This is a genomic window from Aeromonas sp. FDAARGOS 1408 (assembly GCF_019048665.1).
GTDB classification, from domain to species: domain Bacteria; phylum Pseudomonadota; class Gammaproteobacteria; order Enterobacterales; family Aeromonadaceae; genus Aeromonas; species Aeromonas dhakensis.
Genome location: NZ_CP077394.1, coordinates 1,270,521 through 1,290,436 on the forward strand (window position 1 = coordinate 1,270,521; position 19,916 = coordinate 1,290,436).

Consider the following 19,916-nt stretch of genomic DNA (forward strand, 5'->3'; position numbering starts at 1 on the left):
AGGGCTCTCCGCCGCTGGGTTTCCCAGTGATCACATACCATGAATCACCATATTAGATGAATACGCTAGACGAACGGTTATTGAACGGGATGGATGTGTTGCATACCCCAATCTGGGTGTATGACATCCGGCATCACCATATCTATTGGGCCAATCGCGCCGCCTTGAATGTGTGGGAAGCCAGCTCGCTGGACGAACTGCAGTCGCGCGATTTCTCGGCCGACATGGCACAGGCCATCGATCTGCTGTTGCAGCGCTACCTCGGGGACTTTCAGCAGGGGCGCAGCTACAGCGAGTGGTGGACCCTCTCCCCAAAGGGGGTCAAAAAACAGGTTTATCTGCGCCTCTCCGGCATCCAGCTGGCGGGGCGGCTGATGATGATGACCGAGGCAGTCATCGATGCCGACACCCTCTATCAGGAGTCCTCCCTCGCCACTGGCGATACCCTGGCTTGCCTTTTTGACAACCTGGGCCGGCTCGAGAGCGGCAATCACCACTTCGAGATGTGCTTCGGTGATGAGGTACATCATCTCTCCCAGCTTTTCTCCGGCAATGACGACGCCTTCTATCAGAAGCTCTCCCGGCTCGATGAAGTGGTGGCCGAGGGGGAGTGCCGCACCCTCAAGGGGATGCGCTGGTTTCAGTACCAGTTTCGTCACATCCAGCAGGGGGCCCAGATCCTGCTCACCATGCGTGACATCACCGACCGCAAGCTGGAGGAGCTGGAGCATCGCCACCTGGCCTGGCACGACTCGCTGACCGGGCTGCTCAATCGCTATGGCTTGATGAAATCGCTGGAAGCCTATTGCGGGCTGGGCGGGCGTTTCGCCCTGGTGTTCATGGACCTGGACAACTTCAAGCTGGTTAACGACAACTACGGCCACAAGGCCGGTGACCGGCTGCTGGAGCGGGTCGCAGGCCGGCTCAAGCAGATCTGTCCGCGCGATGTGGAGCTGGCCCGGCTCGGTGGCGACGAATTTACCGCGCTGGTGCCGCTCAGCCACTCCAGCGATCGGGCGCAGGAGGTGGCCGATCTCATGCTTTCCCAGATGACCAAGCCGTTGCAGCTGAGCGGGGTGCCCGAGGTGACCATAGGTGGCAGCATCGGCATCGCCATCTATCCGGATGATGCGGACGACGGCGACAACCTCATCACCCGCGCCGACATGGCCATGTATCAGGCCAAGCAGATGGGGCGGCTGCGCTGGCAGCGTTTCACCCCCAGCATGCAGCAGACCCTGCATCGCAAGCTGACCCTGAAGCAGTTCCTGGCCAAGGCCATCGGGCGGGGGGAGCTCAGCCTCTGCTACCAGCCCCAGGTGGATGTGGCAAAAGGCAGGTTGCTCGGGTACGAGGCGCTGCTGCGCTGGCACAATCCCGTACTGGGCCATGTCTCGCCGGTGGAGTTCATCCCGTTGGCGGAAGAGATGGGGCTCATTCGCGAGATAGGTGGCTGGGTGTTGTCGACGGCGCTGGCCCAGATGGCCCACTGGCAGAAGAAGTGGCGGGTGAGCGTGCCGGTGTCGGTCAATCTCTCCGGCTTTCAGCTCTCGTCCTCCCTGCCAGAGCTGGTGGCCCAGCAGCTCAAGGAGTTTGGCGTGGATGCCGGCCTGCTCACGCTGGAGCTGACCGAGACGGTATTGATGCTGGACATGAAGGGGTGCATCGAGATCCTCGATGCCCTGAGCGAGCAGGGGATCAAGATTGCCATCGACGATTTCGGCACCGGCTACTCGTCGCTGGCCTATCTCAACCGGCTGCCCATCGACACCATCAAGCTGGATCGCTCCTTCGTGGTGGGGCTCAACCTGCCGGTGATCCGGGCCACCGTCGCCATGGCCACCAGCCTGGGCCTTGGCATCATGGCCGAAGGGGTGGAGGACGAACACGAACTGGCCGCCCTGCGCACCCAGGGCTGCCACGTGTTTCAGGGATTCTTGTTCAGCAAGCCGATGTCGGTGGCGCAGGTGGAAGAGAGCGGCTTCGTGGTCAGCTGCAAGGCGGGCAACTATCCGCTGGCCGGTTAGCCGGTCGTGCTGTGACGCGAGCGCGGGGGGCCTTGGGCCCCTCGCTGTTTTTGGGTAGAGTGTGGGCTTCTTCATATGGAGGCAACATGAACCCGACTCTCGACCTTATTCTTGCCCATCGCTCCATTCGTCAATTCACCGCCGACCCCATCAGCGAGGCCCAGCTCGACCAGATCCTGAGTGCGGCACAGGCCGCCTCCAGCTCCAGCTTTCTGCAGGCCAACAGCATCATCCGGGTGACCGACAAGGCCCTGCGCAGCCAGCTTGCCGAACTGGCGGGGCATCAAGCCTATGTAGCCCAGGCTGCCGAGTTCCTGCTCTTTTGCGCGGATTATCATCGCCACTGCGAGGTGGTTCCGGATGCCCAGACCGGCTTTGTCGAACAGCTGTTGATCGGCGCCATCGACGGTGCCCTGATGGCCCAGAATGCCCTGCTGGCTGCCCAATCCATGGGGCTTGGCGGTGTCTATATCGGCGGGATCCGCAACAACCCGGCTGCGGTGAGCGAGGCGGTGGGTTTGCCGCATCAGGTGATCCCGCTGTTCGGCCTCTGTCTCGGCCATCCGGCTCAGGCGCCTGAGCAAAAACCCCGCTTGCCCCGCGCTCTGGTGGTGCATGAAAACCGCTATCAGGCCGAACTGGATCGGGAGCTGCTTGCCAGCTATGACCGGCAGATCCAGGCTTATTACCAGTCTCGCAGCAGCAACAACAAGCAGCAGAGCTGGAGCGGCCAGATCCGGGGCATTCTTGGCAAGGAGGCGCGGCCCTTCATGCAGGATTTCCTGCGATCCCGGGGCTTCAGCCTCAAGTAATGAGCCCGATGGGCGATACTAAGGGGTAATGGCGGTGTTGCCAGCGCCGTGTGATCCCGGTTTTCCCCCGTTTTTACGGCCACCTTGCGGCATAAATCGGGGGCAAGCCTTGCGGTGCGGACTACCTTAACTAGGTAAGCTGTTGTAGGATCACGCAATTGAATTGGGACAGGAGTTTGGACTTCCTATGATTTTAACCTTGGTATTGCTGTCTATTGGCGCACTCCTGTTTCTGGTCATCGCCTATAACGTGATGCAGCAATATAAGCAGAAGGCAGAGGCCGACAAGCGTCACGCCATCGCCCGCTACAAGTCGGTGGTGGATGAAACCGAAGAGATGCTGCTCAACGTCAACCTGGTGCCCTTCTCCAAGAACATAGTGCTGCTGTTGCAGCACCGGATCCTCGATGCCTATCGCGCCATCGCCCTGGTGATGCCCAATGCCCAGATCAAGCAGCGCATTGTCGACGTGCAGACCCAGATCAAGAACGTGCAGGAGAACTACAGCAGCCAGGATGAGGGGCATTTCAAGACCCCCGAATCGGATCGTCAGGCCATCCAGATGTTGCAGCTGGTCAAGAAGATGCGGGCCGTGCTGCGGGTCGAGCACAACAAGGGCAAGATAGATCCGCAGGGCTTTGCCCAGGAGGATCGCCGCCTCGAGCTGATGCAGCTCAAGGTCAACATCGCCAACCTGGTGAAACGGGCCATGGATGCCCAGATCCAGGGGCAATACGGCACCTGTCGCCAGCTCTACACCAAGGGGCTCTCCGCCCTGGCCAGCGTCGCGGATAAAGATCCCTACCTGATGGCGCGGGAAGAGGACATGCGGCAGGGACTGGCCGGACTCGACGCCCATCTCCAAGAGCACAGCGAAAAAGAGCTGCAAAACATCAAGGACAAAGAAGCGGACGAACTGGACGTCTTGTTCCAACCCAAGAAGAAATGGTGATCATGTCACATCCACTCGATACCACACTGGGGCCGATGGCCCCATTTGTTTGCCAGCTGTTGACCGAGCTGGACGAACTTGCCATCCATCCCGCCGCCATCGAGGTCGACCACCTCTGCTATCGGGCCGCCACCCTGCTGGAGTACCTGACCCTGAAGGGGCTGCTGGCAACCCATGGCGACCTGCTGGTGGAGGGGATGATCGGCGGACGGCCCATCGCCACCTACCGCCTGCATCAACCAGTGCCCCATGCCCACGGCAGCGTGCCCTGCATCGAGCTGGCGGCGCCCAAACCCGGTCGCAGCCATCAGGCCGGGCTGGAACATATCGAGCTGGTGGTGCCTTCGCTGGATGCCTTGCTGGCTGCCCATCCCGAGGTGGCCTTCAAGACCGGCAACCTGAATGATGAACGCAATCCCGATGTGGCGGTGATGCTGGCCTCTGGGCAGATCAAATTCCATCTGCGCACCTTGGCCGAGGTGATCGAGGAAGAGCTGGCGAGCGGCGCCGTGGTGCCGGTGCCTGCCGGCTACTACGACCAGGCTTGATGAAACGGAGCCGCTTGACTGGCCCCGTCTGATATCAGGAATGGCGTCAGGGATGACAGATGCGGGGGCGGGCGGGGCGTCCCTTCAAATGGCCGAGCCAGAGGCTCAATCCCGCCGTGATGACCAGTACCAGCTCGATGCCGAGCACCAATCCCCCGAGTCCTCCCTGCTCCCAGAAGGGGTGCAGATAAAGTCCACCCAGACTGGCCCCCAGATAGTAACCCACCAGATAGAGCGATGAGGCGAGCGCCCGGTTGTGCTCCACGTGCTGGCCGACCCAGGCGCTGGCACAGGCGTGGGCCAGAAAAAAGCCGAAACTCGAGATGAGCAGACCCGACAGGATGGCCCCGAGCGAGCCGCACAGCAGCAGGGCGCTGCCGAGCGCCATCAGGGCTATGCCGACCAGCAGCAGACGCTGTGCCCCCCAGCGATGGGCGCAGCGTCCGCTGAGGGAGGAGGCCACCGTCCCCGACAGATAGGTCAGAAACAGCATGCCGAGCCACTGGGTCGGCAAGGAGAAGGGGGGGCTGGCCAGCAGGAAGGTGAGGTAGCTGTATTGGTTCAGAAACACCATGAAGTTGAGGCCGCCGATGAGGTAGGCCCCTACCAGCAGCGGATTGCCGAGGTGGCTGGTGATGGCCTGGCGAAACTGGCCCGGCTTGGCGATGACGGGCACGAAGCGGGTCTGGGCCGGCAGCAACCAGATGACGAGGGGCAGCAGGGCCAGGCTGATGAGGCCGATGCCGAGAAAGGTGTGTTGCCAGTCGCCAAACCAGCCGGCCAGCAGGCCGCCGACCACCCGACCGGCGATGCCCCCCAGCGAGTTGGCGGCGATGTAGACCCCGACGGCGGAGAGCAGGGCCCGCTTGCTGAACTCTTCCCCCATGTAGGCGATGGCGGTGGCGGGTAGCCCCGCCAGCAGCACACCCTGCAGGATCCGCAGCAGCAACAGCTGTTCAAACTGGCTGACCAGGCTAATGAGCAGGGAGATCAGGATGGCGCCGGCCAGGCTCCACAACATGATCCGGCGCCGGCCGAAGCGATCCGCCAGCCGGGCGCAGACGAGCAGCGAGACGGCGAGCCCAGCGGTGCAGCCAGCCAGAGCCCAGCCGGCCGACAGCGAGCTGACGGAAAACACCTCGGCCAGCAGCGGCAGCAGGGGGTGGGTCTGATAGAGATTGAGAAACACCAGGAAGGAGCCCAGGCTGAGGGCCAGGGTGGCGCGGATCCATTCACGACTACCGACTTCGATCATATGCAATTGTCCTGACAGCTTTGTTGCAGGTTAGTGCGCGCTAGAACATAAATATAATATATTTAAGTTATCCATCTGATAAACCAAATTGATATGGACCTCAAACAGCTCACCTATCTGCTGGCGGTGCGGGATGCCGGCTCCTTTACCAAGGCGGCCAACGGGTTGCACGTGGCGCAGCCCGCCATCAGCATGGCCATCGCCAAGCTGGAGCAACAGCTCGATCTGCGCCTGTTCGACCGCCAGGATCGCAACGTGCGGCTCACCCCGGAAGGGGAGGTGCTCTGCCGCCATGCCGAGCGCCTGCTGCGCCAGATGCACCAGGCCGAGGCCGAGATGGCCGAACTCAAGGGACTGGAGCGCGGAGAAGTGCGCATCGGCATCCCCTACATGATGGGCTCCTATTACTTCCCGCCGATCCTGATGGCCTTCAAGCACCGCTACCCCGGCCTCAAGATCCGGGTGGAGGAGGCGGGTACCCGCGAGCTGTTGAGCCGGATGGTGGACGGTTCGCTGGATCTCGCCATCCTCATCACCAGCGATCTGCCGCCGGCGCTGGAAGGGGCCCAGCTGCTGCGTGAAGAGATGTTGATGGTGGTGGGGGAGGAGCATCCGCTGCGTCAGGCCCGGAGTGTGTCGTTGAGCGAGTTCTTCAGCCAGGAGCTGGCGATGTTTCGCCGTGGCTTCTATCACCGCGAGCACATGGAAGCGCTGGCTCAGGGGCTGGGCTGCGAGCCCGACATCGCCTTTGAGAGCAACCTCATCCCGCTGCTCAAGGCGGTGGTGAAGCAGGGCTTTGCGGTGACCACCTTCTTGCGGATGGCGCTGGACGAAGAGCCGGCCCTGACCGGGATTCCGTTCGCGCCCCCGATCTTTCTCGATCTCTGTGTGGCGTGGCGGCGGGGGGATCCGCTCTCCATGGCCAACCGGGCCTTGCGGGATTTTCTGCTGGCGCAGGCACAGCCATAAATGGCCAAGAAGGAAAGGCTATCAGTCAAAAGTTTGTTAGTATTAGTTCAAGTCGCCTTTAGAGCCTAACATCATGAAACTCCAACAATTGCGTTATATCGTTGAGGTTGCCAACCACAGACTGAACGTGTCGGCAACGGCAGAGAGTCTCTATACCTCTCAGCCAGGGATCAGCAAGCAGGTGCGCATGCTGGAAGATGAGCTGGGGATCCAGATTTTCGAGCGCAGCGGCAAACACCTGACCCAGATCACTCCGGCTGGACGGGACGTGATCAAGATTGCCAACGAGATCCTGGGCAAGGTGGAGAGCATCAAGTCGGTGGCGAGTCAGCACACTCACCCCGAACAGGGCACGCTCCATATCGCGACGACCCACACCCAGGCCCGTTATGCACTGCCTGACGTGATAAAAGGCTTCATCAAGCGCTTTCCCAAGGTCTCCCTGCACATGCATCAGGGCACGCCGACCCAGATCAGCGAAGCCGTGGTCAAGGGACAGGCGGACTTTGCCATCGCCACCGAGGCGCTGCACCTGTACGAAGATCTCATCATGCTGCCCTGCTATCACTGGAACCGCAGCGTGATCGTCCCCAAGGGCCACCCGTTGACCCAGGTCGGCAAGCTCTCCATCGCCGACATCGCCCGCTTCCCGCTGGTGACCTATGTGTTCGGCTTTACCGGCCGTTCCGAGCTCGATACTGCCTTCAACCGGGCCGGTTTCGAGCCCAACATCGTCTTCACCGCCACCGATGCCGACGTGATCAAGACCTATGTCCGGCTGGGGGTGGGGATCGGCGTGATGGCGACCATGGCGCTGGATCCCCAGGTCGATACCGATCTGGTGGCCCTCGATGCCAGCCACCTGTTTGCCCACAGCACCACCAAGATCGGCTTTCGCAAGGGCTCCTTCCTGCGCACCTACATGTATGACTTCATGACCCGCTTTGCCCCCCATCTGACCCGGGACGTGGTGGAGCGTGCCATTGCCCTGCGCTCCAGCGACGACGTGGATGCCATGTTTGCCGATATTGAGCTGCCCATCCGCTAGCGCTGCGGCGATACGAGAGCAACAAAAAACGCCTCCCGATGGGAGGCGTTTTTCATGGCAACGAGCGGCGAGGCGGGATCACTTCTTGAACATGTGATCCAGCTTGCTGGCCTTGGTCGAGAGGTAGAACTCGTTGTGGGGATTGCGCCCTTCCTGCAGGGGCACCCGCTCCGCCACCGGAATGCCGAAGGATTCCATCGCCTTCATCTTGCGCGGGTTGTTGGTCATCAGCTTGAGGGATTTCACCTCCAGCTGCTTGAGCATGTCGGCGCAGATGGTGTAGTCGCGCATGTCGGCGGCAAAGCCGAGCGCCACGTTGGCTTCAACGGTGTCGGCGCCCTGATCCTGCAGATGATAGGCCCGGATCTTGTTGAGCAGACCGATGCCGCGTCCTTCCTGACGCACGTACAGCAAGACGCCACGGCCTGCCTTGGCGATGTTTTCCAGTGCGGCCTGCAGCTGGAAGCCGCAGTCGCAACGCAGACTGAACAGGGCATCGCCGGTCAGGCATTCGGAGTGAATTCGGCCCAGCACCGGCTCATCACCCGTGATATCGCCCATCACCAGCGCGGCGTGATCCTTGCCGGTGCCGGTTTCCTGAAAGCCGACCAGCGTGAAGGTGCCCCAGGGGGTTGGCAACTTGGATTTGGCCACGAGGGTAACGCTGCTCATAGGTTGCTCCTTACTACAGCTGCTTAAAAAAGGGCGGCCAGTTTAGCGCGCCTTGTCCGGAACAACCATAAGAACAAAACCTTGCACTGTTTAATGGCTTGCCCCGTTGTACACAAAGAGGACAGTTACGACCGGTTTTGCGCAATTGTGTGTGCTGGCGACTGCCAGGCTCGGCACATTTGGGTATAATCGGCGCCCATTACCCCATCCCTCCCGGGATGTGTGCAACAAGTGTGCAGGAGAGACGTTATGCCGCAGATGGCCCCCGTGATGACAATTGATGGCCCAAGTGGTGCCGGCAAGGGCACCCTGTGCCAGTTGCTGGCTGAAAAACTGGGTTGGCACCTGCTCGACTCCGGCGCCATCTACCGGGTGCTGGCCCTGGCGGCCTTGCATCACGATGTCGAGCTCGATTCCGAAGCCGCGCTGGTTCCCCTGGCCGCCAATCTGGACGTGCAGTTCCAGGTCGATGCCGAGCAGGTGAAGGTCGTGCTGGAAGGGGAGGATGTTTCCCGTACCATTCGTACCGAGGAAGTGGGCAATGCCGCGAGCAAGATTGCCGCCTTCCCGCGGGTGCGCGAAGCCCTGCTGCGCCGTCAGCGCGCTTTTCGCCAGGCCCCCGGCCTCATCGCCGACGGCCGCGACATGGGCACAGTGGTTTTCCCCGAGGCGGAAGTGAAGATTTTCCTCGACGCCAGCGCCGAAGAACGGGCGGCTCGCCGCTATAAGCAGTTGCAAGATAAGGGCTTTGATGTTAACTTTGAGCGTCTTTTAACCGAGATTCGGGAGCGTGACGATCGCGACAGAAATCGCGCTGTTGCCCCCCTGAAACCGGCAGAAGATGCTCTCGTGGTGGATTCAACCGCCATGTCCATAGACGAAGTGCTGGCAACGGTGCTCGCCTATGCGGAGCAACAACTCGGCGATGCCAGCGCAAGCTGACATCCGGTCGTCTGCACCATGGATGGCGCAGATTATTTAAAACAACCCCGCTTGTGCTGGATGACAAGTGGATGTTTCATTTGTGACATAAACAATGATCGAATCTTTTGCTCAACTCTTTGAAGAGTCCCTGAATGCCGTTGAAACCCGTCAAGGTTCCATCGTCAAGGGTACTGTCGTTGCTATCGAAAATGGTTTCGTACTGGTTGACGCCGGTCTGAAATCCGAGTCCGCTATCCCGGCTGAAGAATTCAAGAACGCCATGGGCGAGCTGGAAATCAACGTAGGCGACTCCGTTGACGTGGCTCTGGACTCTATCGAAGATGGTTTCGGCGAAACCAAGCTGTCCCGCGAAAAAGCCAAGCGCCACGAAGCCTGGCTGCAGCTTGAAAAAGCTTACGAAGAGCAAGCTACCGTTATCGGTATCATCAACGGCAAGGTCAAGGGTGGTTTCACCGTTGAACTGAACGGCATCCGTGCCTTCCTGCCGGGTTCTCTGGTTGACGTGCGTCCGATCCGTGACACCGCTCACCTGGAAAACAAAGAACTCGAGTTCAAAGTCATCAAGCTGGACCAGAAGCGCAACAACGTTGTTGTTTCCCGTCGTGCCGTGATCGAGACCGAGAACACCTCCGAGCGCGAAAGCCTGCTGGCTAACCTGCAAGAAGGTCAAGAAGTTAAGGGTATCGTCAAGAACCTGACCGACTACGGTGCATTCGTAGATCTGGGCGGTGTTGACGGCCTGCTGCACATCACCGACATGGCGTGGAAGCGCGTTAAGCATCCTTCCGAAATCGTCAACGTTGGCGACGAGATCGCAGTCAAGGTTCTGAAGTTCGACCGCGAGCGTACCCGTGTATCCCTGGGTCTGAAGCAGCTGGGCGAAGATCCCTGGGTTGCTATCGCCAAGCGTTACCCGGAGACCACCCGTCTGTCTGGCCGCGTGACCAACCTGACCGACTACGGCTGCTTCGTTGAAATCGAAGAAGGCGTTGAAGGCCTGGTACACGTATCCGAGATGGATTGGACCAACAAGAACATCCACCCGTCCAAGGTTGTTAACGTTGGCGACGTGGTTGACGTGATGGTTCTGGACATCGACGAAGAGCGTCGTCGTATCTCCCTGGGTCTGAAGCAGTGCAAATCCAACCCGTGGCAGCTGTTTGCCGAAACTCACGCCAAGGGCGACCGTGTTTCCGGTAAGATCAAGTCCATCACTGACTTCGGTATCTTCATCGGTCTGGACGGCGGTATCGACGGCCTGGTTCACCTGTCTGACATCTCCTGGAACAACCAGGGTGAAGAAGCAGTTCGTGAATTCAAGAAAGGCGACGAAATCGAAGCCGTTGTTCTGCAAGTTGACCCGGAGCGTGAGCGCATCTCCCTGGGCGTCAAGCAGATCGAAGAAGACCCGTTCAATAAGTACCTGTCTGACAACAAGAAAGGTGCTATTGTGAAGGGTAAGGTCACCGAGGTTGATGCCAAGGGTGCCGTGATCGAACTGGCTGACGGCGTAGAAGGCTACCTGCGTGCCTCCGACGCTGCTCGTGACCGCGTAGAAGACGCCACTCTGGTGCTGTCTGTTGGTGACGAAGTTGAAGCTAAATTCATGGGCGTTGATCGCAAGAACCGCACCGTGAGCCTGTCTGTCCGCGCCAAGGACGAGGCTGACGAGCGTGTTGCCATCGACAACCTGAACCAACAAGAAGAAGTTGTGTTCAGCAATGCCATGGCTGAAGCGTTCAAAGCCGCCAAGGGTGAATAATCCTTGATGCAAGAAAAGGGCGGCGTGTCACGCCGCCCTTTTTTATCTTGGCGTAATGAATATTGCATGTGATCGGGGAAGGAGATTTAACGTTATGACCAAATCAGATCTCATCGAACAATTGGCTGCCAGCCGCATGCATATGCCGGCCAAAGATGTCGAAGCCGCCATCAAGGAGATCCTTGAGCAAATGGCGTCGACTTTGCAAAACGGCGACCGGATTGAAATCCGCGGATTTGGAAGTTTTTCACTGCACTATCGTGCACCCCGTGTGGGCCGCAACCCCAAGACCGGGGACAAGGTTGAATTGACCGGGAAATATGTTCCGCATTTCAAGCCCGGCAAAGAGTTACGCGAGCGCGTGAACATCATCGAATAATGCAGAAAATGGCATACCTGGGTATGCCTTTTTTGTTTTTACGGTTTCTATTGTGGCAATTGTCCGGTTTTGCCAAGTCTTTTCCCATTCGCTCTAGAGTCTGCCGGTGATTTTAAGGATAATCAGCCTCTCATTAGCTACTGACAGGGAGCTCCTATGAAGCGTATCTTGGCCCTCATTCCATTGGTACTGGTGTTTATCCTGACGCTGGCCATCGGTTCGCAAAATGGCCAGCTGGTGCAGTTCAATTATCTGATTGCCCAAGGAGAGTTCTCGCTCTCCATGTTGCTGGGATTCTTCTTTGGTGGTGGCTTCCTGCTGGGCTGGCTGGTTTTCGGTCTGCTGTTCTTGCGCCTCAAGATGCAAAACCGCACCCTCAATCGCACCATGCGCCGTCAATCCCGTGAATTGGAGCTGGCCCGAACGGCTGCCAAGGAATAATGTCCCTCGATGCTTGAACTGCTTTTCCTGCTGTTGCCCATTGCCGCCGGCTACGGCTGGTATATGGGGCGCAGGAGTGTTCGCCAGGACACCCAGAAACAGAGTAACCAGTTTTCCCGCCAGTACGTGGCGGGTCTCAATTATTTGCTGTCCGACGAATCCGACAAGGCGGTGGATCTCTTTATCCAGCTGCTGGAAGTGGACAGCGAGACCATCGAAACCCACCTCTCCCTCGGCAACCTGTTCCGTCAACGGGGTGAGGTAGACCGGGCCATCAAGATCCACCAGAACCTCATCACCCGCCAGCTTACCATGGAGCAGCGTCAGCTCGCCCTGCAGGAGCTGGCACGGGACTTCCTGGCCGCCGGCCTGCTCGATCGGGCCGAGAAGCTGTGGCTCGAGCTCACCGAGGACGGGGAGTATGAGGAGACGGCGCTGGCCCAGTTGCAGCTCATCTACCAGCAGTTGCGTGATTGGGACAAGGCGATCGCGGTGAGCGAGCGGTTGCAAAAATTCCAGGGCAAGAAGCTGGCTCCCACCATCGCCCATTACCAGTGCGAGCTGGCCGACATGGCCCTGCGCGAAGAGAATCGCAAGCAGGCCCAGCTGCGTTTTCGCAAGGCCCTGACTGCCGATGGCAACTGTGTGCGTGCCTCGCTCGGCCTCGGCTGGCTGGCCAAGGGGGAGGGCGATCCGCGCCAGGCGGCCCGCGAGTTTGAGCGAGTGCTTACCCAGGACATCGATTTCGCGAGCGAAGTGCTGGAACCCCTGTGCGAGAGCCTGGAACTGTGCGGCGAGGAGGCGCGTATCCCCGAGCTGCTCGGCCAGGCCCAGGAGGCGCGGGCCGGCTTCCCGGTCACCTTGCGGCTGGCCGATTATGTGGAGCGCCATAACGGGCGCGAGGCAGCCTCCGAGCTGGTGCTGCGCCAGCTGCGGCGCACGCCGTCTCTGCGCGGCTTCCAGCACCTGATGGCGCTGCAGTTGCGTGGTGCCGAAGAGGGGCAGGCCAAGGAGAGCCTGACCATGCTCAAGGCGCTGGTCGACGAGCAGATCAAGATCAAATCCACTCACAAGTGCCGGCAGTGCGGGTTTGCCACCCACTCCCTGTTCTGGCAGTGCCCCTCCTGCCGCCAGTGGGGAGCCATCAAGCCGATCCGCGGTCTGGACGGGGAGTAAGAGCCACAACAATGTCATCAACCAGGCCCCTGTGGCCTGGTTTTTTCAGGCCGGGCCGGACTCGCTCCGGGCGGCGAATAACCATCGATAGGAAGTGAGATGCTAGATCCCAAAGTACTGGTTGCGCTGGATTATCAGCACGAGGCCGATGCCTTCGCCTTCATTGAACGTATCTCCCCGGCCCAGTGCCGTCTCAAGGTAGGCAAGGAGATGTTTACCCTGTTTGGCCCCCAGTTCGTGCGTCAGCTGGTTGCCAAGGGGTTCGATGTCTTTCTGGATCTGAAGTTTCACGACATTCCCAACACCGTCGCCAAGGCAGTCGCCGCCAGTGCCGAACTCGGCGTCTGGATGGTGAACGTGCACGCCAGTGGTGGCGAGCGGATGATGCGGGCCGCCAAGGAGGCGCTGCTGCCTTATGGCGACAAGGCGCCGCTGCTCATCGGGGTGACCGTGCTGACCAGCATGGAGCAGTCCGACATGGCGCCGCTGGGTCTTGATGTGACGCCGGCCGAGCAGGTGATCCGGCTGGCCAAATTGACCAAAGACGCGGGGTTGGACGGGGTGGTCTGCTCCGCCAACGAAGCGCGTGAGCTCAAGGCGCTGCTCGGTGACGAGTTCAAGCTGGTGACGCCGGGGATCCGCCCCACCGGCTCGGCTGCCGGGGATCAGCGCCGGGTCATGACGCCGCTGGCGGCGGTGGAGGCGGGTGCCGACTATCTGGTGATTGGTCGCCCCATCACCCAGGCGGCCGATCCTGCCGCCATGCTGGCCGGCATCAACGCGGAGCTTGCGAGCCGCTCATAAAAAGAATGCCGGCCCGATGGGGCCGGCATTGCATCCGGTGTTGGCTCACTCCTTGACGGCGTGGGGGCGCAGGGTGACCGGCAGCAGGCCGAGCAACAGGCCGGCGCCCGAACCAATCAGATGTGATTCAATGTGTACCCTGGCCCCGATGAGGGCGGACACCGGACTTTCCCCCGCACTGTAGAAATCCACCCCAAGCTTGATCGCTACCCCTGCCAGCATCAACCAGCCGGAGTGACGGCGATAGCGGATATCCTGCAGCGCGCCCCACACGAACAGGCCGTGCAACGCTCCCGACAGCCCCATGTACCACTGGGTCTGCGGACACCACCACCAGATGCCGAGCCCGACGGCGCTCCCCAGCAACAGCAGCAGCAGCGGCAGGCGACAGCCTGTCAGGTATTCACGAAACAGGCTGTAGAGCACGCACAGCCCGCTCAGGTTGAGCAACAGGTGCCACAGATTGGTGTGGGCCAGATTGCCTGTTATGATGCGCCACCCTTCACCCTGGGCTATCAGGGTGCGATCGAAGGAGAGCTGGTGATTCGGCACGGTGAAAAAGAGCAGCAAACTGGCGAGTGAAAGCGTGATGACCCAGAGCAATCCTGATTTTTCTGACAACATGAAACAGTCCGACGACAACAAGTGTCGATACTGTACACGTTGCACCAGAGCCCTCAAAGCCTGTCTGTGCGATTATATTCGGCCGGTTTCACCCCATGCGCCCCTGCACATCCTGCAGCATCCGGGGGAGGTTGGTCATCCCAAGGGAACCGCCGTCCTTTTGGCCGCCTCGCTGGCGCAGGCCCGTCTGCATGTGGGTGAACAGGTGGCCGACGTCCCCGAGCTGGCGGCCTTGTTGGCCGATCCCGCGCTGCAGTGTTATCTGCTGTGGCCGGATGAGGAGGCCATCACCCTTGCCGAGGTGAGAGAGAGGGAGACGGCTGAGCCGGCTCGCCGAGTCTGTTTTCTGCTGCTCGATGGCACCTGGCGCAAGGCCTACCGGATGCTGCACAGCAACCCCGAGTTGCAGCAGTTGCCGCGAATTGGGCTGGATGCCGTCGCGGGGCAATATTCCATTCGCAAGAAGCCGTTTCCTGAGGCGCTCTCGACCCTGGAAGCGGGCTACCATCTGTTGTCCCAGTGGGAGGGCGCACCCGATCGCTTCGCCCCGCTGATGACCCTTTTTACCCATTTGAACCGGCAGTGGCATGATTTTGCCCAGGGCCGACGCAGTTGAACTGCCCAGAGGAGTGACATACGTGAAAAAAGCCGTCGTGGTATTCAGTGGTGGTCAGGACAGTACCACCTGCCTGGTCCAGGCCTTGTCTCGTTATGACGAGGTGCATGCCATCACCTTCGATTATGGCCAGCGCCATAGTGAAGAGATCGAGACGGCGCGCCGTCTGGCCAGCCGGCTCGGCATCGCCGCCCACAAGGTGATGGACGTGACCATGCTGGGGGAGCTTGCCATCTCGGCCCTGACCCGGGACGAGATCCCGGTGAGCTTCGAGCTGCAGGAGAATGGCCTGCCCAATACCTTCGTGCCGGGCCGCAACATCCTGTTTTTGACCCTGGCCGCCATCTACGCCTATCAGGTGGGCGCCGAGGCGGTGATCACCGGGGTGTGCGAGACTGATTTCTCCGGTTACCCGGATTGCCGCGACGAGTTCGTCAAGGCGCTCAATCAGGCCGTCTCGCTGGGGCTGGATCGCGCCATTCGTTTCGAGACCCCGCTGATGTGGCTCGACAAGGCCGAGACCTGGGCGCTGGCGGATCACTACGGCCACCTCGATACCGTGCGCCAGCAGACGCTCACCTGCTACAACGGCATTGCCGGCGATGGTTGCGGCGCCTGTCCGGCCTGCGATCTGCGCAGCCGCGGCCTGCAGCAGTACCTGGCCGACAAGGTGGGCGTGATGGCGCGTCTGCACCAAAAAACCGGGCTCGGTGAGAAAAGCGGATGCTGAGCCTGCGTCTCGGCCATGCTTGGGGTATAATCCGCGACTTTTGCAACCAGCCGTGACCAAGATGCATTACCCAATCAACGAGATATTCCAGACCATCCAGGGGGAGGGGGTCTTCACCGGCCTGCCCGCCATTTTCGTTCGCCTGCAGGGTTGCCCGGTGGGATGCCCCTGGTGCGATACCCGTCATACCTGGGTGGTCGATCCTGCTCGTGAAGTGGGCGTGCAGGCGGTGCTCGACTGCTCCAACGAATCCGATGGCTGGAGCAAGATGAGCACGGCGCAGATCCTGGCCAGCTTTCAGCAACTTGGCTATCAGGCGCGTCACGTGGTGATCACCGGGGGCGAACCCTGCCTCTATGACCTGCAGGATCTCTCTACCGCCCTCATTGCGGCAGGCTATCAGGTGCAGATCGAAACCAGTGGTACCAGCGAGATCCAGACCCATGAGCAGACCTGGGTCACCGTATCCCCCAAGATCAATATGAAGGGTGGGTTGCCGGTGCTGCTCTCGGCCCTTGAGCGCGCCAACGAGGTCAAGCATCCGGTGGCCACCGAGCGCCACGTGGAGGAGCTGGATGCGCTGCTGGCCACCGCTCGTCTGCGCGACGACGTGGTGATTGCACTGCAACCCATCAGCCAGAAACCCAGGGCGACCCAGCTGGCCATGGCAACCTGCATTGCCCGCAATTGGCGGCTCTCCATCCAGACCCACAAATATCTGGATATCGATTGAAATGGAATGGTTGTCCGACGAGCGGGTCTTGCTGTCGCTGGCCAACAAGATGCCGTACGGCAAATATCGGGGGCGCCGCATCATCGATATTCCGGAGCCTTATCTGGTGTGGCTGGCCCGCACCGGTTTCCCGGCCGGATCGCTTGGTCAAACGCTGGCGCTTGCCTATGAAATCAAGCTAAACGGGCTTGAATCCATGATTGTTCCCATTATTAACAGGATGTCGGTATGAGAATATATACGAGGCAGGGCGACAAGGGCATGACTCGGCTGGCCGATGGCGTGCAACTGGCCAAAGACGATATGCGGGTGGAAACCTACGGCTATATCGATGAATTAAATTCTCATATAGGTCTTCTTATTGCCGAGGTGCCCGCAGCGGAAACCGGATTATTGGCAGACCTGTTATTGCTGCAACAGGAATTGTTCGATCTTGGCGGGGAGCTGGCATTTTCCAGTGACGCTCAGGAGGCCGCCATCTGGCAGGTGAATAACGAGTGGACCCTGCGGCTGGAACAACAGATCGATTCCTATAGCGCCAATTTGCCGCTGCTGCGCAATTTCATTCTGCCCAGCGGCTCCCGGGCGGCGGCGCAAGCCCATGTGGTGCGCACCCTGACCCGGCGCTGCGAGCGTCTGCTACTGACTTTGGGCCGCAGCGAGCAGCTCAACCCGGCCATTCTGCCCTACATGAACCGGCTGAGTGACTGGTTCTTCACCATAGCCCGCTACCTGCTGGCCTGTACCGCGACGCCCGAAGTGCTCTGGGTCAAGGCGGCAGAGCGGGGCTGACGGCAGGCCGCAGGCAATAAAAAACCTCGCAAGGCGAGGTTTTTTATTGGGCCAATGCTGTTTTATCAGATGGCAAAGTCTTCGACGGATTTACCTTCGGCGACCGCCTTGGCAATCACGGACGGCATGCGACCCTGACCGGTCCAGGTTTTTTCCACGCCGTTGTCCATATAGCGATATTTGGCCGGGCGAGGGGCACGTTTGCTCTTGGTCGCCTTGGCCGGTTCGGCTGCGACTGTGCCAACCAGTTCAGCCGGATCAATACCGGCAGCTTTCAGCATTTCGGCATATTCATTAATTTTGCGCTGATGTTCTTCACGAGCCTGACGCTCGGCGGCTTCATCCTGCTGGCGTTCGCCGACAATTGCGGAGAGCTTTTCCAGGCCTTCTTCCAATTGTTCCAGCGTCAGCTCACGGCAAGCAGCGCGCAGGCTACGGATATTCAGCAGTACTTTCAAAAATTCGTTCATAGTGTTCACCACGCGAGCAAAAGAGTGAATTAAATAAAAATAGTTATTTTGGCTAATTTATACGGCCGTTCGGGATTAAGTCAAGCGAGTCGAATTAATAAATTCATGCCTGGAATTAAGTAATGCAATTGAATTCAGGCCCGATTCAGCAATATTGGCCAGTGGCATACTCGACTGAGTTCCAAGTAGATGAAAATAGCGACAAAATCATAATGTTTGCACCATTTGACTACCTCTTTGCCCTTTTGATCTTGCTTGCTTGGGGATTTAATCAAAAAACTTGCTATAACGTGTCGGCACGATAAAATGTGCCTCGAATACCTTTAAGTAGAGGCGCGCTGCCTATGACTACTTGTGCGGAGGGTGATGCCTGTGATGCACGAGGAAAGGAGTCAGCGCCGAAGTGGCCAGGCCATCATACCGGGCTGCTGGTTCTGCATCTAATAGGTGCAGGACTGCCATAGTCATCCACTATGGAGCGCTACCTGAAGGGGCTGAGGAGTATTACCTCCCCATGGGTTTTGTTTCTTTATCCTCTCGGTAGATCTCCACCTGCTGTCTTTAGGTGCAAAGAGATCATGGACATCGTTCACTACGCCGACTCCGGTTGGTCAATCATTCCCCCTCTGCTGGCCGTCGCACTGGCGATCCTCACCCGCCGTGTGCTGCTGTCGCTTGGCGTCGGTATCGTTACCGGCAGCCTGCTGCTGAACCAGTTTTCTCCCCTCGACTCCCTGCATTACATGCTGAACACAGTGCTCAAGATCTTCTGGGTCGACGGGGCGCTCAACCGTGACAACATCAATATGCTGCTGTTCATGCTGCTGCTGGGCGGCCTCATCAGCCTGATGAGCGTCTCCGGCGCGACCCGGGCGTTTGCCGAGTGGGCCGCCAAGCGCGCCAGGACCCGCAAGGGGGCCAAGGCGCTCACCGGCATGATGGTGTTTGCCTTCTTCATCGACGACTTCTTCCACAGCCTGTCGGTGGGGGCCATCTGCCGTCCGGTCACCGACCGCTTCCAGATCTCCCGGGCCAAGCTGGCCTACTTGCTGGACTCCACCGCGGCGCCGGTCTGCGTGCTGATGCCCATCTCCTCCTGGGGGGCCTACATCATCGCCCTGGTGGGCGGCATCATGACGGCTCACGGCATCACCGGGCAGAGCCCCATCTCCGCCTTCGTCGAGATGATCCCGATGAACCTCTATGCGGTGTTTACCCTCATCATGGTGCTGGTGGTGATCGCGTTTCAGCTCGATATCGGTCCGATGCGCCAGCACGAGCAGTGGGCGCTGGAAGGCAAGCTGTGGGATGAGTCCAAAGGCCGCCCCATCGGTCTGGACATGGAGAGCCCGGAGGAGAGCAACGGCGGCATGATCGACATGGTGTTGCCGATCCTGACCCTGACCGCGGCCACCGTCTACTTCATGATCGACTCCGGTGCCGCCGTGCTGGCCGCCAATGGCGAGCCGTTCAGCGTGCTCGGTTCGTTCGAGAATACCAACGTGGGTTCCTCCCTGGTCTACGGTGCCCTGTGCAGTCTGGTGGTCTCCATCGGTCTGGCCATGCGTCTGAAGCTCGGTGCCAAGAACTGGCTCAAGGCCGCGCCGCAAGGGGTGATGGCCATGCTGCCGGCCATCAACATCCTGCTGTTTGCCTGGACCATTGGCGCCGTGGTGCGCGATGTGGAGACCGGCAAGTACCTGGCTTCCCTGGCCAACGGCAATCTGCCGGTGGAAGTGTTGCCGGCCGTGGTGTTCGTGCTCTCCTGTGCCATGGCGTTTGCCACCGGCACCAGCTGGGGCACCTTCGGCATCATGCTGCCGCTGGCGGGTGACATGGCGGCGGCCAGCGATGCGGCCCTGATGTTGCCGATGCTGGCCGCCGTGCTGGCGGGGTCGGTGTTCGGGGATCACAGCTCGCCCATCTCCAGCACCAGTATTCTGTCGGCTACCGGTGCCGGCTGCCATCACATCGATCACGTGATGACCCAGCTGCCCTATGCCCTTGCCATCGCCTTTGGCGCCGCCCTCGGGTATCTGGTGATGGGGCTGATGCACTCGGTGCTGGCGGGCTTCAGCGTCAGCGCCCTCTGGTTCGTCATCTTCTCCAGCTACCATTTGCGCAAGGCAAGGTCCCAGGCGGACCTGGCTGTTGCTTAAAA

The 19,916-nt window shown here is 59.9% G+C and carries 22 protein-coding genes and 1 riboswitch; of the genes, 18 read left to right on the forward strand and 4 right to left on the reverse strand.

All coding sequences use genetic code 11. From position 1 onward, the window contains the following. The first annotated feature begins 89 nt into the window (after positions 1-89). The 4 genes from I6L38_RS06065 to I6L38_RS06080 all read left to right on the forward strand — a co-directional run bounded on the left by I6L38_RS06065 (position 90) and on the right by I6L38_RS06080 (position 4,339). Positions 90-2,027, forward strand: coding sequence for a bifunctional diguanylate cyclase/phosphodiesterase (locus tag I6L38_RS06065; RefSeq protein ID WP_024943465.1), 1,938 nt, complete (start codon positions 90-92; stop codon positions 2,025-2,027). 86 nt (positions 2,028-2,113) lie between these two features. Further along, on the forward strand, positions 2,114-2,839 hold the full coding sequence (nfsA, locus tag I6L38_RS06070) for an oxygen-insensitive NADPH nitroreductase (RefSeq protein ID WP_201889300.1): 726 nt from the start codon (positions 2,114-2,116) through the stop codon (positions 2,837-2,839). A gap of 187 nt (positions 2,840-3,026) precedes the next feature. After that, complete coding sequence (locus I6L38_RS06075) at positions 3,027-3,791, forward strand: hypothetical protein (protein ID WP_005299895.1); 765 nt, start codon at positions 3,027-3,029, stop codon at positions 3,789-3,791. Next, a complete protein-coding gene (locus I6L38_RS06080; protein WP_024942545.1) occupies positions 3,785-4,339 on the forward strand; it encodes a VOC family protein in 555 nt (184 codons plus the stop codon). The genes I6L38_RS06075 and I6L38_RS06080 overlap by 7 nt, the downstream gene beginning before the upstream one ends. A gap of 46 nt (positions 4,340-4,385) precedes the next feature. On the opposite strand, the gene I6L38_RS06085 is transcribed toward I6L38_RS06080, so the two are convergent. Continuing rightward, entirely contained in the window at positions 4,386-5,594 is a 1,209-nt protein-coding gene (locus I6L38_RS06085; protein ID WP_043171931.1) for an MFS transporter, read from the reverse strand. Positions 5,595-5,687: 93 nt separating this feature from the next. On the opposite strand from I6L38_RS06085, the gene I6L38_RS06090 reads away from it, so the two are divergent. Then, positions 5,688-6,563, forward strand: a complete 876-nt coding sequence (locus I6L38_RS06090) for a LysR family transcriptional regulator (RefSeq protein WP_024942543.1) — start codon at positions 5,688-5,690, stop codon at positions 6,561-6,563. 73 nt (positions 6,564-6,636) lie between these two features. After that, entirely contained in the window at positions 6,637-7,611 is a 975-nt protein-coding gene (gene cysB / locus I6L38_RS06095) for an HTH-type transcriptional regulator CysB (protein ID WP_010634254.1), read from the forward strand. A gap of 78 nt (positions 7,612-7,689) precedes the next feature. Here cysB and ribA read toward each other — a convergent pair whose 3' ends face one another. Continuing rightward, positions 7,690-8,283, reverse strand: a complete 594-nt coding sequence (ribA, locus tag I6L38_RS06100) for a GTP cyclohydrolase II (protein WP_005299914.1) — start codon at positions 8,281-8,283, stop codon at positions 7,690-7,692. A 249-nt stretch (positions 8,284-8,532) separates the two neighbouring features. Between ribA and cmk the strand changes: the two genes are divergently transcribed. The 6 genes from cmk to pyrF all read left to right on the forward strand — a co-directional run bounded on the left by cmk (position 8,533) and on the right by pyrF (position 13,790). Continuing rightward, positions 8,533-9,225, forward strand: a complete 693-nt coding sequence (gene cmk / locus I6L38_RS06105; protein WP_010634252.1) for a (d)CMP kinase — start codon at positions 8,533-8,535, stop codon at positions 9,223-9,225. Positions 9,226-9,319: 94 nt separating this feature from the next. Continuing rightward, positions 9,320-10,990 (forward strand): 30S ribosomal protein S1, encoded by a 1,671-nt coding sequence (gene rpsA / locus I6L38_RS06110; RefSeq protein ID WP_005299919.1) that lies wholly within the window; start codon positions 9,320-9,322, stop codon positions 10,988-10,990. Positions 10,991-11,084: 94 nt separating this feature from the next. After that, a complete protein-coding gene (gene ihfB / locus I6L38_RS06115; protein WP_005299934.1) occupies positions 11,085-11,369 on the forward strand; it encodes an integration host factor subunit beta in 285 nt (94 codons plus the stop codon). Between the two features lie 156 nt (positions 11,370-11,525). Then, entirely contained in the window at positions 11,526-11,810 is a 285-nt protein-coding gene (locus I6L38_RS06120) for a LapA family protein (protein WP_005299936.1), read from the forward strand. Between the two features lie 9 nt (positions 11,811-11,819). Beyond that, entirely contained in the window at positions 11,820-12,986 is a 1,167-nt protein-coding gene (gene lapB, locus I6L38_RS06125; RefSeq protein WP_201882968.1) for a lipopolysaccharide assembly protein LapB, read from the forward strand. A 99-nt stretch (positions 12,987-13,085) separates the two neighbouring features. Continuing rightward, positions 13,086-13,790, forward strand: coding sequence for an orotidine-5'-phosphate decarboxylase (gene pyrF, locus I6L38_RS06130; protein ID WP_117404243.1), 705 nt, complete (start codon positions 13,086-13,088; stop codon positions 13,788-13,790). A gap of 45 nt (positions 13,791-13,835) precedes the next feature. Here the strand turns inward: pyrF and rrtA are convergent, their stop codons facing one another. After that, positions 13,836-14,414 (reverse strand): rhombosortase, encoded by a 579-nt coding sequence (rrtA, locus tag I6L38_RS06135; RefSeq protein ID WP_172442662.1) that lies wholly within the window; start codon positions 14,412-14,414, stop codon positions 13,836-13,838. Between rrtA and I6L38_RS06140 the strand changes: the two genes are divergently transcribed. From I6L38_RS06140 to I6L38_RS06160, 5 genes are all read left to right on the forward strand, one after another. Beyond that, positions 14,344-15,030, forward strand: a complete 687-nt coding sequence (locus I6L38_RS06140) for a tRNA-uridine aminocarboxypropyltransferase (RefSeq protein ID WP_216989284.1) — start codon at positions 14,344-14,346, stop codon at positions 15,028-15,030. The genes rrtA and I6L38_RS06140 overlap by 71 nt on opposite strands. Before the next feature lie 22 nt (positions 15,031-15,052). Beyond that, the gene (queC, locus tag I6L38_RS06145; protein ID WP_208199922.1) at positions 15,053-15,760 is read left to right on the forward strand and encodes a 7-cyano-7-deazaguanine synthase QueC; all 708 of its coding nucleotides are present in this window, start codon (positions 15,053-15,055) and stop codon (positions 15,758-15,760) included. A gap of 61 nt (positions 15,761-15,821) precedes the next feature. Then, on the forward strand, positions 15,822-16,493 hold the full coding sequence (gene queE, locus I6L38_RS06150; protein WP_216989285.1) for a 7-carboxy-7-deazaguanine synthase QueE: 672 nt from the start codon (positions 15,822-15,824) through the stop codon (positions 16,491-16,493). A 1-nt stretch (position 16,494) separates the two neighbouring features. Next, positions 16,495-16,725 (forward strand): DUF3820 family protein, encoded by a 231-nt coding sequence (locus I6L38_RS06155; protein WP_005299948.1) that lies wholly within the window; start codon positions 16,495-16,497, stop codon positions 16,723-16,725. Then, positions 16,722-17,285 carry a cob(I)yrinic acid a,c-diamide adenosyltransferase gene (locus I6L38_RS06160; protein WP_216989286.1) on the forward strand — a complete coding sequence of 188 codons (564 nt, stop codon included), beginning with the start codon at positions 16,722-16,724 and terminating at the stop codon, positions 17,283-17,285. Before I6L38_RS06155 ends, I6L38_RS06160 begins: the two co-directional genes overlap by 4 nt. 65 nt (positions 17,286-17,350) lie before the next feature. On the opposite strand, the gene I6L38_RS06165 is transcribed toward I6L38_RS06160, so the two are convergent. Beyond that, positions 17,351-17,755 carry an H-NS family nucleoid-associated regulatory protein gene (locus I6L38_RS06165; protein WP_005299952.1) on the reverse strand — a complete coding sequence of 135 codons (405 nt, stop codon included), beginning with the start codon at positions 17,753-17,755 and terminating at the stop codon, positions 17,351-17,353. A gap of 320 nt (positions 17,756-18,075) precedes the next feature. Then, positions 18,076-18,247: riboswitch (Lysine riboswitch) on the forward strand. An 86-nt stretch (positions 18,248-18,333) separates the two neighbouring features. Here I6L38_RS06165 and I6L38_RS06170 point away from each other — a divergent pair. After that, positions 18,334-19,914: a Na+/H+ antiporter NhaC family protein gene (locus I6L38_RS06170; RefSeq protein WP_010634245.1), complete on the forward strand. Its 1,581-nt coding sequence runs from the start codon at positions 18,334-18,336 to the stop codon at positions 19,912-19,914. Positions 19,915-19,916 lie beyond the last annotated feature (2 nt).

Excerpts from the sequence above, each read along its gene's own strand:
- I6L38_RS06065 (WP_024943465.1), top strand. The coding sequence starts at position 90 with ATGGATGTGTTGCATACCCCAATCTGGGTGTATGACATCCGGCATCAC.
- nfsA (WP_201889300.1), top strand. The coding sequence starts at position 2,114 with ATGAACCCGACTCTCGACCTTATTCTTGCCCATCGCTCCATTCGTCAA.
- I6L38_RS06075 (WP_005299895.1), top strand. The coding sequence starts at position 3,027 with ATGATTTTAACCTTGGTATTGCTGTCTATTGGCGCACTCCTGTTTCTG.
- I6L38_RS06080 (WP_024942545.1), top strand. The coding sequence starts at position 3,785 with ATGGTGATCATGTCACATCCACTCGATACCACACTGGGGCCGATGGCC.
- I6L38_RS06085 (WP_043171931.1), bottom strand. The coding sequence starts at position 5,594 with ATGATCGAAGTCGGTAGTCGTGAATGGATCCGCGCCACCCTGGCCCTC.
- I6L38_RS06090 (WP_024942543.1), top strand. The coding sequence starts at position 5,688 with ATGGACCTCAAACAGCTCACCTATCTGCTGGCGGTGCGGGATGCCGGC.
- cysB (WP_010634254.1), top strand. The coding sequence starts at position 6,637 with ATGAAACTCCAACAATTGCGTTATATCGTTGAGGTTGCCAACCACAGA.
- ribA (WP_005299914.1), bottom strand. The coding sequence starts at position 8,283 with ATGAGCAGCGTTACCCTCGTGGCCAAATCCAAGTTGCCAACCCCCTGG.
- cmk (WP_010634252.1), top strand. The coding sequence starts at position 8,533 with ATGCCGCAGATGGCCCCCGTGATGACAATTGATGGCCCAAGTGGTGCC.
- rpsA (WP_005299919.1), top strand. The coding sequence starts at position 9,320 with ATGATCGAATCTTTTGCTCAACTCTTTGAAGAGTCCCTGAATGCCGTT.
- ihfB (WP_005299934.1), top strand. The coding sequence starts at position 11,085 with ATGACCAAATCAGATCTCATCGAACAATTGGCTGCCAGCCGCATGCAT.
- I6L38_RS06120 (WP_005299936.1), top strand. The coding sequence starts at position 11,526 with ATGAAGCGTATCTTGGCCCTCATTCCATTGGTACTGGTGTTTATCCTG.
- lapB (WP_201882968.1), top strand. The coding sequence starts at position 11,820 with ATGCTTGAACTGCTTTTCCTGCTGTTGCCCATTGCCGCCGGCTACGGC.
- pyrF (WP_117404243.1), top strand. The coding sequence starts at position 13,086 with ATGCTAGATCCCAAAGTACTGGTTGCGCTGGATTATCAGCACGAGGCC.
- rrtA (WP_172442662.1), bottom strand. The coding sequence starts at position 14,414 with ATGTTGTCAGAAAAATCAGGATTGCTCTGGGTCATCACGCTTTCACTC.
- queE (WP_216989285.1), top strand. The coding sequence starts at position 15,822 with ATGCATTACCCAATCAACGAGATATTCCAGACCATCCAGGGGGAGGGG.
- I6L38_RS06155 (WP_005299948.1), top strand. The coding sequence starts at position 16,495 with ATGGAATGGTTGTCCGACGAGCGGGTCTTGCTGTCGCTGGCCAACAAG.
- I6L38_RS06160 (WP_216989286.1), top strand. The coding sequence starts at position 16,722 with ATGAGAATATATACGAGGCAGGGCGACAAGGGCATGACTCGGCTGGCC.
- I6L38_RS06165 (WP_005299952.1), bottom strand. The coding sequence starts at position 17,755 with ATGAACGAATTTTTGAAAGTACTGCTGAATATCCGTAGCCTGCGCGCT.
- I6L38_RS06170 (WP_010634245.1), top strand. The coding sequence starts at position 18,334 with ATGGACATCGTTCACTACGCCGACTCCGGTTGGTCAATCATTCCCCCT.